The organism is Eubacterium sp., from assembly GCF_057858645.1.
The window spans coordinates 43,199-58,245 of record NZ_DBLZZO010000018.1; the positions used below are offsets into that span (position 1 = coordinate 43,199).

Annotated in this window: 13 protein-coding genes; all 13 read right to left on the reverse strand. The window is 35.4% G+C overall.

Translation table 11 applies throughout. The features are described from left to right. Window positions 1–121: 121 nt before the first annotated feature. Window positions 122–1,165: an electron transfer flavoprotein subunit alpha/FixB family protein gene (locus ACZM4J_RS07745; protein WP_428245277.1), complete on the reverse strand. Its 1,044-nt coding sequence runs from the start codon at window positions 1,163–1,165 to the stop codon at window positions 122–124. 28 nt (window positions 1,166–1,193) lie between these two features. Beyond that, window positions 1,194–1,982, reverse strand: a complete 789-nt coding sequence (locus ACZM4J_RS07750) for an electron transfer flavoprotein subunit beta/FixA family protein (RefSeq protein ID WP_022165353.1) — start codon at window positions 1,980–1,982, stop codon at window positions 1,194–1,196. Between the two features lie 15 nt (window positions 1,983–1,997). After that, on the reverse strand, window positions 1,998–3,155 hold the full coding sequence (locus ACZM4J_RS07755) for an acyl-CoA dehydrogenase (RefSeq protein WP_022165354.1): 1,158 nt from the start codon (window positions 3,153–3,155) through the stop codon (window positions 1,998–2,000). 34 nt (window positions 3,156–3,189) lie between these two features. Then, window positions 3,190–4,062 (reverse strand): 3-hydroxyacyl-CoA dehydrogenase family protein, encoded by an 873-nt coding sequence (locus ACZM4J_RS07760; RefSeq protein WP_022165355.1) that lies wholly within the window; start codon window positions 4,060–4,062, stop codon window positions 3,190–3,192. A gap of 84 nt (window positions 4,063–4,146) precedes the next feature. Next, window positions 4,147–4,938 (reverse strand): enoyl-CoA hydratase-related protein, encoded by a 792-nt coding sequence (locus tag ACZM4J_RS07765; protein ID WP_022165356.1) that lies wholly within the window; start codon window positions 4,936–4,938, stop codon window positions 4,147–4,149. 115 nt (window positions 4,939–5,053) lie between these two features. After that, window positions 5,054–6,238 carry an acetyl-CoA C-acetyltransferase gene (locus ACZM4J_RS07770; RefSeq protein ID WP_022165357.1) on the reverse strand — a complete coding sequence of 395 codons (1,185 nt, stop codon included), beginning with the start codon at window positions 6,236–6,238 and terminating at the stop codon, window positions 5,054–5,056. Window positions 6,239–6,360: 122 nt separating this feature from the next. Further along, the gene (locus ACZM4J_RS07775; RefSeq protein ID WP_022165358.1) at window positions 6,361–7,203 is read right to left on the reverse strand and encodes a DUF975 family protein; all 843 of its coding nucleotides are present in this window, start codon (window positions 7,201–7,203) and stop codon (window positions 6,361–6,363) included. Window positions 7,204–7,454: 251 nt separating this feature from the next. Then, window positions 7,455–8,480 carry a branched-chain amino acid aminotransferase gene (locus ACZM4J_RS07780; protein ID WP_022165359.1) on the reverse strand — a complete coding sequence of 342 codons (1,026 nt, stop codon included), beginning with the start codon at window positions 8,478–8,480 and terminating at the stop codon, window positions 7,455–7,457. Window positions 8,481–8,585: 105 nt separating this feature from the next. Then, the gene (locus ACZM4J_RS07785; protein ID WP_428244780.1) at window positions 8,586–10,829 is read right to left on the reverse strand and encodes a hypothetical protein; all 2,244 of its coding nucleotides are present in this window, start codon (window positions 10,827–10,829) and stop codon (window positions 8,586–8,588) included. Further along, a complete protein-coding gene (locus ACZM4J_RS07790) occupies window positions 10,819–11,703 on the reverse strand; it encodes an ABC transporter ATP-binding protein (protein ID WP_022165361.1) in 885 nt (294 codons plus the stop codon). The genes ACZM4J_RS07785 and ACZM4J_RS07790 overlap by 11 nt, the downstream gene beginning before the upstream one ends. Further along, window positions 11,696–12,073, reverse strand: a complete 378-nt coding sequence (locus ACZM4J_RS07795) for a GntR family transcriptional regulator (RefSeq protein WP_022165362.1) — start codon at window positions 12,071–12,073, stop codon at window positions 11,696–11,698. The genes ACZM4J_RS07790 and ACZM4J_RS07795 overlap by 8 nt, the downstream gene beginning before the upstream one ends. Window positions 12,074–12,185: 112 nt before the next feature. Next, the gene (ligA, locus tag ACZM4J_RS07800) at window positions 12,186–14,135 is read right to left on the reverse strand and encodes an NAD-dependent DNA ligase LigA (protein WP_022165363.1); all 1,950 of its coding nucleotides are present in this window, start codon (window positions 14,133–14,135) and stop codon (window positions 12,186–12,188) included. A 40-nt stretch (window positions 14,136–14,175) separates the two neighbouring features. Continuing rightward, window positions 14,176–14,904: a pseudouridine synthase gene (locus tag ACZM4J_RS07805; RefSeq protein ID WP_302690061.1), complete on the reverse strand. Its 729-nt coding sequence runs from the start codon at window positions 14,902–14,904 to the stop codon at window positions 14,176–14,178. Window positions 14,905–15,047 lie beyond the last annotated feature (143 nt).

Genomic DNA, 15,047 nt, shown 5'->3' on the forward strand with positions numbered 1-15,047 from the left:
AAGCACGCGGCATTCGTAAAATGCCCCGTATAACATAAAAAGCGAGAAGGTTTCATTCGTGCAAGCACGATTCCACCTTCTCGCTTTTTATGTTTACGTCGCTTTACTCAAAGCTTCGCGATTATTTTTCACTTGTTGTTGCCTTAATTGCTGCTGTAAGCTGTGGTACGATCTTGTTTAAATCACCTACGATACCGTAATCAGCTACGTCAAAGATTGGAGCATCTTCGTCTTTGTTGATTGCGATAATAAGGTCTGATTCTTCCATACCGGCAACGTGCTGGATAGCACCTGAAATACCAATTGCAAAGTAAACCTGTGGACGAACTGTCTTACCTGTCTGTCCTACCTGTCTGTCAACTGGTAACCAACCGTTATCTGTTACTGCTCTTGAGCATGCTACTTCACCACCAAGAGCTTCTGCTAAATCTTCAAGAAGTTTGAAGTTTTCTGCTGAACCAACACCACGTCCACCTGATACTAAAATCTTAGCGTCCATAATGTCAACTGTTTCTGTTACAGACTTAATTACTTCTTGAATTTCAACATATTTGCTGTTCTTTTCTAACTTAGCGTCAAAGTTAATAACTTCTGCCTTTGCACCTGCCTTTGGTTCTGCCTTCTGCATAACACCGGCACGAACAGTAGCCATCTGTGGTCTATGATCTGGACATGCAATAGTAGCAATTGTATTACCACCGAATGCAGGACGAGTCATAAGAAGCTGATTATGTTTCTGTTCTCTACCTGGAATTGGGTTGATTGGGAAATCACCAATTTCAAGAACTGTACAGTCAGCTGTAAGACCTGTTGCTACTCTAGCTGAAACTGTAGGACCTAAATCTCTACCGATTGCTGTAGCACCAACTAACATAATTTCAGGCTTGAATTCATTAATAACTGCTGTTAAAGCCTGAGCATATGGTTCTGTTCTGTATGTTTCAAGTTCAGGATTATCAACAACGATAACCTTATCAGCGCCATATTCAGCTAACTGATCAACTAAATTTCCAACGTTTGATCCAAGAAGTACGGCTGTTACTTCTGTATTTAATGGTTTTGCAAGTCTTCCTGCTTCTCCAAGTAACTCGAATGCGATACCGCTTAATTCGTTATCTACCTGCTGAGCGAAGACATATACGCCTTTATAATCTTCTAAATTAATGTTCTGCATAATTATAATCTCCTCTCTACTAAATAACGTGCTTTGTTAATAATTTGTCCATGATGTACTCAACTGCTTCATCAGGTGAATCAGGAGCAACCTTTTCTCCAGCACCCTTACGAACCTTATCTGATGCCTTAGCAATCTTTGTAGGTGAACCCTTAAGACCAAGGTCTCCATCGTTTACATCTACTAAATCTGCTCTTCCCCAAGTTGTGATTTCAGCATCAACAGCATCAAAAATTCCACCTGGAGTCATGTAACGAGGATCATTTAATTCTGAAAGAGCTGTAATTAATACAGGCATTTTAGCTTTAAGCATATGATGTCTATCTTCATACTGTCTCTTAACAATTACGCTATCTCCGTCAACTTCAATACCTTCAGCGTATGAAATAACAGGGATTCCAAGATGTTCAGCAATCTGTGGTCCAACCTGAGCTGTATCACCATCGATAGCCTGACGTCCTGTAATAATAATGTCATAATCCTTAATGTTTCTAATAGCACCAGCAATTGTTGTAGATGTAGCCCAAGTATCAGCACCACCTAAAACTCTATCTGTTACTAAGATTCCGTTGTCAGCACCCATAGCCATAGCTTCACGAAGAACGTCTTCAGCCTTTGGAAGTCCCATTGTAAGAACTGTTACTTCAGCACCGTACTGATCTTTTAATCTAAGTGCAGCTTCAAGGCCTGCCTTATCATCAGGGTTCATAATTGTAAGCATTGCACCTCTATCTAATGTACCATCTGGGTTAAATTTAACTCCACCCTTTGTATCAGGTACCTGTTTTACACAAACGATAATTTTCACGATTAGTACCTCCTATTACTTTAATAAGTTTGCAGAGATTACCATACGCTGAACTTCTGAAGTACCTTCGTAGATTTCTGTAATCTTAGCATCTCTCATCATTCTTTCAACGTCATATTCTCTGATATAACCATAACCACCGTGTAACTGAACAGCCTTAGTTGTAACTTCCATTGCAACTTCTGCTGCATATAATTTAGCCTGAGCAGCTTCGAAACCATATTCCTTCTGAGTATCTTTAGCTCTTGCAGCTTTGTATACTAACATCTTAGCAGCTTCTACCTTAGTAGCCATATCTGCTAACTGGAACTGAGTATTCTGGAACTGACCAATTGCTCTACCGAACTGTTTTCTTTCCTTAACATATTCGATTGTTGTTTCAAGAGCACCTTCAGCAAGACCAAGAGCCTGTGAAGCGATACCAATACGTCCACCATCAAGTGTATGCATAGCGATACCGAAACCTTTACCCTTCTTACCAAGTAAGTTTTCAGCTGGGATACGGCAATCTTCAAAGATTAATTCGTATGTAGCTGAACCACGGATACCCATCTTCTTTTCTTTTGTACCAAATGTAAATCCAGGTGTTCCTTTTTCAACGATAAATGCTGAAATTTCTTTCATCATTCTACCACGTTTTTCAACTTTACCTGTTACAGCGATTACAATGTAAACATCTGCGTACTTACCATTTGTAATGAAGCACTTAGAACCGTTTAATACCCATTCATTTGTAGCTTCATCAAATACAGCCTTTGTCTGCTGTCCCTGTGCGTCTGTACCGGCACCAGGTTCTGTAAGACCGAAAGCTCCAAGCTTCTTACCACTTGCAAGATCTGGAACATATTTCTTCTTCTGTTCTTCTGTACCGAATGTCATAATAGGATCGATACAAAGTGATGTATGTGCAGATACGATAACACCTGTTGTACCACATACTTTTGATAATTCTTCAACACACATTACATATGTTAAAACGTCACATCCCTGTCCGCCGTATTCCTTAGGAACCGGTATACCAAGGAAACCATATTTTGCCATCTTTTCAACTGTCTCTACTGGAAACTGTTCATTTTCATCTGTTTCCTGAGCAAGAGGTTTAACTTCATTTTCAGCGAATTCTTTGAAAAGAGTTCTAGCCATTTCATGTTTTTTGCTTAAAGTAAAATCCATTTATCTTTCCTCCATATTTATAGTTTGCTCTAAATTACTGAGCATCTACTGGTGTCTTTGTACGGTCTGCGTTATAAACGTAGAATCCCTTACCTGATTTAACACCAAGATTTCCACCTCTAACCATCTTACGGATTAATGGACATGCACGATATTTGCTATCTCCTGTCTCATTATAAAGTACATCCATAATTGCAAGGCAGATATCTAAACCAACGAAATCACCTAATTCAAGTGGTCCCATTGGGTGGTTAGCACCAAGCTTCATAGCTGCATCAATACCAGCGATATCTGAAACACCTTCCATCTTAATGAAAGCAGCTTCGTTAATCATTGGAATTAAAATTCTGTTTACTACAAATCCTGCAGCTTCATTTACCTGTACAGGTGTCTTTCCAATTTCTTTTGAAATCTTAATGATTTCTTCTACTGTTTCGTCAGGTGTATTAACGCCTGCGATAACTTCTACTAATTTCATTCTATCAGCAGGGTTGAAGAAATGCATACCAATCATAGGACGTGTAAGACCATTTCCGATTTCTGTGATAGAAAGTGATGATGTATTTGAAGCAAAGATACATTCAGGCTTACAAATCTTATCTAATTCACTAAATGTAGTTTTCTTAACTTCCATGTTTTCAAATGCAGCTTCAACGATTAAGTCACAATCTGCACATAAGTCTTCCTTAAGACCTGGTGTGATGCTATCAAGAATACCATCAACCTGTTCCTGTGTCATTTTTCCTTTTGCAACAAGTCTTGCATATCCTTTAGCAATCTTGTCTTTTCCGCCTTCTGCCCATTCCTGCTTGATGTCACATAAAGCTACTGTGTAACCATCAACCATAGCAAAAGCCTTTGCGATTCCCTGGCCCATTGTACCAGCACCAATTACTCCAACTTTCATCTTATTTTCCTCCAAAAATATTTTTATAAAATTTAAATTGTATCCACAATGAAATTAAATCCATGTGGTGTTTTCCTTATTTAATTATTTGTTCTGGAAAGGAACAACTTTTAACTTCTTTTCTTTATCTTTTTCAAGAAAGTTACCCATTCCTGCCTTCTGATCTTCTGTTTCGAAGCAGCTTCCAAATAATTTTTCTTCAATAACGATAGCATCATCCATGCTTGCATCAAGGCCATCGTTGATAGCTTTCTTACAAGCTCTAACTGCGATAGGAGCCTGCTTAGCAATTGTTGCAGCTAACTTCTTTGCAGCATCTAATAATTCTTCCTGTGGATATACAGCATTTACAAGACCGATTCTGTAAGCTTCATCAGCCTTAATGTTTCTAGCTGTGTAAATCATCTGCTTAGCCATTCCAGGACCAACTAATCTTGCAAGTCTTTGTGTTCCACCAAATCCAGGTGTGATTCCAAGACCTACTTCAGGCTGTCCGAAAATTGCATTTTCAGAACAAAGTCTAATATCACAACTCATTGAGATTTCGCATCCACCACCTAAAGCAAATCCGTTTACGGCAGCGATTACAGGAATGTCAAATGTTTCTAACTTTCTAAATACATCGTTTCCTTTTTTACCAAATGCTTCACCTTCAGCCTTTGTTAATGTTGACATTTCTCCAATATCAGCACCGGCTACAAATGATTTTTCTCCTGCACCTGTTAAAACTAATGCTCTTGTTTCATCTAAATTAACTGCATCTAGAGTTGCATTTAATTCATCAAGAACCTGGCTGTTTAATGCATTTAATGCCTTTGGACGGTTGATTGTAATTACTCCAACAAATCCATCCTGTTCATAAGTAATAAATTCCATATCACTTCTCCTTAAAAAATTATAATTGTATTAAGAGTTTGGATAAACTCTTATGGTAGAAAAACACACTAAAAGCTGGTAGTAAAAAATTGCCACCAGCTTTTTATGTATTCAATTAGTCTCTTTCAACGATTGTTGAGCAACCCATTCCGCCACCGATACATAAAGTAGCGAGACCCTTCTTAGCATCTCTCTTCTGCATTTCATGAAGTAATGTAACAAGGATACGGCAACCTGAAGCTCCTACCGGATGTCCAAGTGCGATAGCACCACCGTTTACGTTTACTTTGCTCATATCGAACTTTAAGTCTCTAGCAACTGCTACTGACTGTGCTGCGAAAGCTTCGTTAGCTTCGATTAAGTCCATATCATCAACTGTTAAGCCAGTTTTTTCCATAACTTTCTTTGTTGAAGCAACTGGTCCAACACCCATGATTTCAGGTGCAACACCACCAAGTGCTCCGGCAACAAATGTAGCCATAGGTGTAACACCTAATTCTTTAGCTTTTTCTTCGCTCATAACTACAACTGCTGCAGCTCCATCGTTAATACCTGAAGCATTTCCTGCTGTAATAACACCATCAGGCTTTCCTGAACAGCATCTTAGTTTACCAAGTGATTCAGCTGTTGTACCAGCTCTTGGTCCTTCATCTGTATCTACAACGATATCGCCCTTTCTATTCTTAACAACAACAGGTACGATTTCATCTTTGAACTTACCGTCAGCCATAGCCTTTTCGCATTTCTGCTGTGAGTTTGCTGAGAATTCATCTAATTCTTCTCTTGAGATTCCCCACTGTTCAGCTACGTTTTCAGCAGTAATCATCATGTGGTAGTTGTTGAATGCATCTGTTAAAGCATCATTTACCATTGTATCAATGATTGTACCATTGTTCATTCTGTAACCAAATCTTGCCTTTGGAAGTGCGTATGGTGCCATTGACATATTTTCCATACCACCTGCAACAACAATATCAGCATCTCCTGCTTTAATCATCTGCGCAGCCATGTTTACACAGTTAAGACCTGATCCACAAACAACGTTTACTGTAACTGCTGGTGTTTCAATTGGAAGACCTGCCTTGATTGAAGCCTGACGAGCTACGTTCTGTCCAAGACCAGCCTGGATAACGCATCCCATGTATACGTGATCAACAGCGTCCTTTGGTACGCCTGCTCTCTTAAGAGCTTCTTCAATAACAATAGATCCTAAAACTGGTGCTGGAGTTGTGCTTAAAGCTCCACCCATCTTACCGATTGCTGTACGACATGCGCCTGCAATAACTACTTTTTTTGACATAATATTAATCCTCCATATATATAATTTTTAAAAAGATTTTCAACTTTGTTATAATTTTAACAAATTATAATTCCTTTGTCTAGTATAATAATCGAATTTTGTTTCCAAAAAGTGACTTTTTTCTAAACTTCTTCGTAACTGTCATAATTTGTATTAAAATTATCATGCTGTTGCTGATTATTCTGCTTAGGATAACCACATAGAGTCACGTATAATTCTACATCTGTTAAACATTTATATGGTACAACATAGAATATGTTAAGTATACCACATGTAAACGCTGCCAAAATATTCCAACCAATAAATGATAAGTCAAGGACAAACGCATTCATTTTATTCCCCATCATCATTTGTCTGCTTCTTCTAAAAGCTTCGCTGGAACTCATATTAGGATTTTCAGCAAGCAAATATGGTATCATTCTGTATTCGTACATTTTAACTATACCGGGTATAATAAATAACAGTGACCATAATGATGTATATAATGATTTTAAAAACATTGTTTTTGCAATGTTTAAATACCCATTTCTGAACCCTTCTGTCATTTCACTAAATTGAGGATTCACTGTTCTGTTTTTAATTAACCATCTCTTACAGCCAACCTCTAACTGTGCAAAAACTAAGAAAGCTAAAGCAAGACCTGCTAGGAAAATGATTATTCCAAGTATTAACACCATGGAAATCTGTGTGTATGAAATATTTTTCATAATTCCCAGTAATCTTGTTCTTAAAATATTAAACTGTAAATTCACACTTTGATCTGTATATCCCATATAAGAGTTGTCTGTTAAAATAGAATTTCCCGTGTTAGTTATGGAATCTGTTACGTCATTAAAATTAACTGATGTTCCAAAACTAAAATTACCAATAACAATGGATAATATCAAAGTTACAAGTACCCCACTCCAGTAATTCTTCTGTAGTATCTGTCTGGCTGTACTTTTTAATTCTGCTCTTGTCCACATATATATTTTTCTCCTTCATAATAGTAATAGCTACAACAAATTAATTGGGATTTCTTTGAAATCACAATTATATAATTAAGAATGTCCCTTGGGACATTCTACGCACCGAGCGCATGTTGCTTCAGCAACATTTTTCCTTTTGCGCGAGTGTGCATCCCTAGTGGAACGTTATTTATTAATTGTGATTTCAAAGAAATCACAATTAATAAATAAGCCCGCCTACTGTTACATAAGCGGACTTTTTATTGTCATTACTTAATTTCTACTAACCAGCCTTCTGGAGCTTCAATTCTGCCCATCTGGATACCTGTTAATGTTTCATATAATTTCTTTGTAATAGGTCCCATTTCATCCATTCCACTTGGGAAGCAGATTTCTTCGCCATGATTTACAATCTTACCAACAGGTGAAATAACTGCTGCTGTTCCACATAAACCACATTCTGCAAAATCTTTAACTTCATCGATGAATACTTCTCTTTCTTCAACTTCAAGTCCAAGATATTCTTTTGCAACATGCATAATTGAACGACGTGTAATTGAAGGTAAAATACTGTTTGACTTTGGAGTAACAACTTTATTATCTTTTGTTACGAAAATGAAGTTTGCACCACCTGTTTCTTCTACCTTTGTTCTTGTTGCTGCATCAAGGTACATGTTCTCATCAAAACCTTCTGCATGTGCAGTAACAATTGCATGTAAGCTCATTGCATAGTTAAGACCTGCTTTGATATGTCCTGTTCCATGAGGAGCTGCTCTATCAAAATCACTAACCTTAATTGTAATTGGCTTTGCGCCGCCCTTAAAGTAAGGTCCTACAGGTGTTGTAAGAACTCTGAACTGATATTCTTCTGCAGGCTTAACACCAATTACTGCTGAGCTTGCGAACATATAAGGTCTTACATATAATGTAGCTCCTGAACCATAAGGTGGAACGTATGCTGCGTTAGCCTTTACTGTTTCCTTAATAGCTTTTACGAATTTATCCTCTGGGAATACAGGCATCTCTAATCTTCTTGCTGAATCAGCGAAACGAGATGCGTTTAAGTCAGGACGGAATGTGACTATGCGTCCATCCTCTGTTGTGTACGCCTTCATTCCTTCGAAAATAGTCTGAGCATACTGTAATACTCCGGCACATTCGTTAATGACTACGTTTGAGTCCTCTGTTAATACTCCATCATCCCACTTGCCATCTTTGAAATTTGCCACAAATCTCTTGTCAGTATCTACATAACCAAAACCAAGATTTGCCCAGTCAATATTTTTCTTGTCCATCTTTTATTCCTCCGTATTATTAATTTGTCATAATATTTTGACATATGTGCATTTAAGTCAAAACCTTATTCAATTATATCACTATTTTCTTCTCGGTCAATAAGACTACTTTAATTTTTCCCACTTATAGTTATATAAAGAATCTCTAATGCCATCACCATTAAGACCAAACTTACCGTTTTTTAATTTCAGGCATTTCTTTTCCCTATTTTTAGGTAATGTTACACATCCTGTAGTCTGTACGCCATTCTCTTCTACCTGACAGAACATAATTTTATCAAACACCTTATCTAAAGTGCCTGTTTCCATGTTACTACCTAAAGAATATGTATATTTCCAAAGATTTCCCTTCACTCTCTCACATTGTGATTCTTTCACACTGAAAGATGTTGTGTAGAAATTATATTCATCACTGTCATATAAAAAGGCTCTTATCTCCTTAGCATTGTCCCAATACTTTGGAACTTTAAAATAAACAGTTCGTCGTTCTTTTCCGGTCATTGTGCCGTAATTATTATCCTGACCTCTATACATTTCCTGTTTTAAGTTAATTAATTCAACATTTTCATATCCTTTATCTAATAAGAATTTATATAGATTCTTGTGCTTCTTACTTATGTTGAAGGTTATGTATATCTGATTGCCGTCTCCGTTATAAGTATCCTCCATAAAGGATAATGACAACTGCCATTTCATGTTCTTTGTACTAAAGAATTTTTCGCCCATTTGGTCGTAATCTTTCTTTGCTGCATTTCTCAGTTCTTCGTAAATTTCCTTCTTTCCTTTTTCAGTAAATTCATCTAAACCTGTACTTCTGTCATTAACAGTGTCAGTTATCTCAACATACGACAGATAGGAAGCAGGTATTTTCATAAGATTACCAACTATATTATTTTGTTTCTTAACGATTTTTGACAATCTGTCAAACTCATCCCCATAAAAACATCCATCATAAGTTCTGTTTATATAAGAACCATTTTTCAGCTTATATGAAATGTTTAATCTATAATAATCCTTTGTTATTTCATCCACACCTTCTTTTGCGAATGATACATCTTTACTTCCGTAAATAGGATATATTATACTCTTATCTTCAAGTGCCTGTTTAACAACAGCTCTATGTGCATTTAAAGTTGCCTCAATTGCGTTCTTATCCTTAATGTAATACTCACTAATATTAACGCCGTTTACAATGAAGCTTGAACTGCTGTCCATTGAGACTGCAACTGCCTCTACATCTTTTTCATTAGGTATTCTCTTGTCAAATCCTAAACCGCCTCTGGCAATTGAAATTAAAAAAATGAATACAAAAACTATATCGATTCCTATTACTAAAACACTTTTTCTAATGTCAGACAGACTTCTGTTATAAATTAAATGGAGTATTATAACTGTTGCAATTGTGCCAATTAAAATTCCAACAGTAAACCATATAAACTGTACCCCTGTTGATTCTTTTCCAGAAATAGCAACAAGTATCCAGCCGAAACAGAAACCAACTGCAAAACCGGCAAATACTTTTATAGTCTGCTCAAGTCCTATATGAATTGATGAGTTCTGTGCAACTTCAACTTTTCTTTTCTTAACGAGATAGTAACTTGCAATAAGTAATGCTACACTAAAACCTACCCACCATAATACATAGAGCAGATTGTGTTTTCCGAAAGCCCCTGCAAACGGTGCAAGGAAAGGACTTAATAATGTGTAAATTTCGTAGTTATTCATTGACTTTACGCTGTATCCCGGAAGTATTGAATTTGGGAACAGGTAGCAAATCAAAACGCATACCGGATAAATTCCGTTTATGGCTATATAACTTACAACTGTATCCACAACTGTTCCACAGCAAAGTGAAACTGCTGAAATAAATGTCACGTTGCCTACAACAGCAATTGCAACAAACAATACATTTCTTGACACGTGCAAAAATCCATCCAAGTCAAAAGTCATCATTGCACTAATTAAGCCAACTATAAATATTGGTATAACTGTCTGGAATATTACAGAAAACAATCTTGTAAATAACATTGTCGCCCTATCTACAGGAAAGCTACCAAACATATCCACACATCTTTTATTATGTATGTATGAAAATGACACAAAGGCAAAGACTGTAGAAAAAATCATTGCCACTAATGTAAATGTTGTTCCAATAAGCACCGGTGCCGCATTTACAACTTCTTCTATGTTTCTGTTTTTTAATTTAATAATAAGTTCCATTAAAGGAGATGATACTGATAATAAAAGAATATATGCAATTAATATGCCTCTGTATCTTTTGTTAGTCCATCTAAATAAGTTTAAAGCTTTCTTCCTTTGACTGAAAGCTGTCGGTATATTACTTGCCATATCCTACCCCCTCCATTTTGCTTATAAATACTTCTTCTAATGTAGAAGGCATAACCTCAATAAATGCAGGTTCCAATTCATTTAATTCTTTCATGATTTCCTCAATATCTCCCTTTACCATAAGTACATAATAATTTCCAACCTGTCTCATTATGTCAGCCCCAATTTGTCTAAACACTTTTCTGTCAATTGACTTATTAAAAGCAAGCTGTATTTTATGCATCTGGCTTTTTAGTTCATCGGTCTCTTCATTAGTTACCAATGTACCTTTATGTAAAAGTACGATTTTGTCACAAATATCATCTATTTCTCTAAGATTATGAGATGCTATAATACATGTCATCTCTCTGTCTGTTACATCCTCAATTATCAATGTTTTCAATGTATTTCTTATTACAGGATCAAGGCCGTCAAAAATTTCATCTAAAAATAAATATTTAGGATTTGTTGCAAACGCCAAAATAACAGACGCCTGACGTTGCATACCTTTACTCATGTTTACAATTTTTTTGTTTGTTGCAATTGGAAACATTGAACATAATTTCAAATAACGTTCCTCGCTCCAGTTTGAATACATTTTTCTGTACAAGTCTGCCATTTTATCAACTGTACTATCATTAAAGAAATACGGATAGTCAGCAATGTATGCACATCTTTCTTTTATAACATGGTTATCAAAGGCATTCTGACCGTCAATTATAACCTGTCCCTGGTTAGGTTCATAAACTCCAGACAATGTTCTAAGTAATGTACTTTTTCCACTGCCGTTGCTACCTGCCAAACCGAATATCATTCCTTCTGATATTTCGCAGTTTAAATTATTTATTGCGACTGTTTTTTCAAATCTTTTTGTGAGATTTTTTATTTCAATCATTCACTCTTCCTCCGCTTGTAATTTCATCTACCAACTCAATCATTTCATCCTTGGTAATCCCCTTTTTATATGCTTTATCTATTGATTCTTTCAAATCATTTTTCGCCTGGATTTTTTCTGCCTGGTTTTGATCCAACTTGTTAGAAACAAAACTTCCTCTTCCTACTGTAGAATATATATATCCATCTTTTTCAAGCATTTTGTAAGCCTTCTGAACAGTATTTGGATTAATTCCCAATTCTGTAGCCAAAATTCTAACCGGTGGTAATTTTGTATCACTTTTCAAAACACCTAAAGATACCAGTCTTATTACATCATCGTATAGCTGCTGATATACCGGTGTTCTGGAACTGAAATTTACAGTAAGCATTCCTTACCCCTTTCTTTTTCATTTGTACTACTTGGTGTAATACAATCCAATTATAAATAAAAAGCAGTTGTATTGTCAACTGCTTTTCTGTGTATACTTAAGATATTATTTTTTATTTCCAACGCTCTAAAAACTGTTCTTCATTAATGATTTCTATACCCAGTTCCTTGGCTTTTTTGTTTTTAGAAGAATTTGATAGTAAATCATTATTAATTAAATAATTAGTTTTTGAAGTTACTGAGCCTGTAACCTTGCCACCTCTTTTTTCAATATAATCTTTTACTTCATTACGATTGGCAAACCTTTCCACACTTCCTGTAACCACAAAGTTAAGACCTGCCATGTTTTGTTCTTCGTTGTTTTCTTCTTTTATAATTGTTAATTCATTTAATAGGTTGTTAAACTTTTTAATATTTTCTTTATCAGAAAAATACTCCACAAATTTAACAGCCATCTTGTCACCAATGCCATCTATTTTAACTAACTCTTCTGCTGTAGCATGTGTGATTTTTTCAATATCATTATTAAAGTATTTGCAAATAAGCTTGGCATTTGCCACACCGATATTCGGAATTCCCAGGCTATATAAAAGAGCATGTAATTCTACCTCTCTTGCCTTGTTTAAGGAATCAATTAAATTGTCGTAAGACTTTTGGCCAAATCCAGGTGTTTCCACAATTTCTTTCTGATATCTGCTTAAATTAAATATATCCGCAAATTCGTGAATGTATCCTGCATCGATAAATTTCTCTAAAGTTTCCTCTGATAATCCATCTATGTTCATTGCATTTCTTGAAACAAATAATGAATATAATTTAACATGCTTTGCGGGGCATTGTTTGTTCGGACAATATAAAGTTTTTACTCCGTTGTCATTTTTTATTTCTGTTCTTTCTCCACATGCCGGACAAATTTCAGGTATAATGCACTTGCCTGATTTAGTTACGTTTTCGGAAATTTGAGGGATAATCATATTAGCCTTGTACACTTTAATTGTATCCCCATCTCCTAATTTAAGTTCCTCCATTATGCTGATATTGTGAACACTTGCTCTTGTAACTGTAGTCCCTTCAAGTTCTACCGGTTTAAAAACTGCAACAGGATTAATCAAACCTGTTCTGCTTGGACTCCATTCGATATATTCTAAAGTTGTCTCAGCCTGTTCATCTTCCCATTTAAAAGCAATTCCGTTTCTTGGGAACTTCGCAGTTCTGCCTAAAGATAAACCATATTCAATATCATCATACATTAAAACCAAACCATCTGAAGGATAATCGTATTCTTTGATTTTTTCTGCAAAATACTTTACAGTTTCTTCCATATTTGAAGATGTTACTTCTTTTCTTTCAACAACTTCAAATCCCTGTTGTTCAAGCCATAAGTATTGGTGCTCAATTGAATTTTTAAAATCAACATTTTCTGCACTAATCAAGGCAAAAGCTATAAAGTTTACATTTCTTTTAGCAGTAATTTCACTGTTTAATTGTCTTACGGAACCTGAGCATAAATTTCTTGGGTTCTTATATTTTGCCTGAGCATCCTCAATTTCCCTGTTGATTTTTTCAAAATCAGAATATTTTATAATGGCTTCTCCACGTAACACCAATCTTCCCTCATAAGGAATGCTTAAAGGAATGTTTTTGAATGTTTTTGCATTATTTGTTATAACTTCACCAATTTCACCATTACCTCTTGTAACAGCCTTAAAAAGTTTTCCCTGCTCGTATGTTAAAACCACTGTAAGGCCATCAAGTTTCCAAGACAATAATGATTTTTTGTCTCCCGCGAAATCAGCCAGCACATTTACTTCCTTAGTTTTGTCCAAAGATAACATTGGACTTTCATGCTGTTCTTTAGGAAGTTCACTTACAACCTCATAGCCTACATTAACTGTGGGGCTGTTCGCCAAAACAATTCCTGTATCTTTTTCTAACTGTACTAATTCATCATATAAAGCATCATATTCAAAGTTGCTCATTATTTCCTTTGCATCCTGATAGTATGCTTTACTCGCCTTATTTAATATATCTACTAACTCTTTGATTCTTTCTTTTTTATCCACTTTAAATCTAATCCTCACTTACATATTTTGATAAACCGCTTTAATTTTTCTTTAATGAATCTAATTCACTATTTGTTAAGTTTCTATAATTTCCAATTGGTAAATTATCCAAATGCACTCCCATAATTCTGACTCTTTTTAATTTCTGAACTTTAAAGCCAAGAGTTTCGCACATTCTTCTAATCTGTCTGTTTAAGCCCTGAGTTAAAATAATATTAAATGTATGTTTATTAACTTTTTTAACAACGCAAGGTCTTGTAACCTGGTCTAATATTTTTACTCCTTTGGACATTTGTTTGATAAACTCCTCTGTAATGGGTTTATCAACAGTTACAACATATTCCTTTTCATGATAATTGGAAGCTTTTAAAATGTTATTAACCAACGCCCCGTCATTCGTTAACAATATTAACCCTTGAGAATTCTTGTCCAATCTTCCAATAGGATAAATTCTCTTCTTATAGTTAATATAATCTACAATATTATCGGGATTATTTTTGTCAGTTGTACATTCTACTCCAACAGGCTTATTAAAAGCTATAACAATCTGTTCTTCTTCTCTTGAAACTTCTTTTCCATCAACAGTAACTTTGTCTAACAAAGTTACTTTCTGCCCCATCAAAGCAGTTTCGTTGTTTACCTTAACATGCCCTTCTTCTATTAATCTGTCAGCCTGTCTTCTTGAGCAAAAACCTGCATCACTTAAAAATTTATTTAATCTTATTTCTTCTGTATTACTTTTCTGTTCTTTTAATCTTTTATTATCCATATACATACCTTATTTTAGTATTTTTAACTTAATTTATTCTAAATAAATCCTTCTAAATTATACATCTTAATAATGATAAATGATACTAGAAACAACGTCAACAAAAATAAGATAAGAGAAGCTGTATATTAGCAAAAACCTTA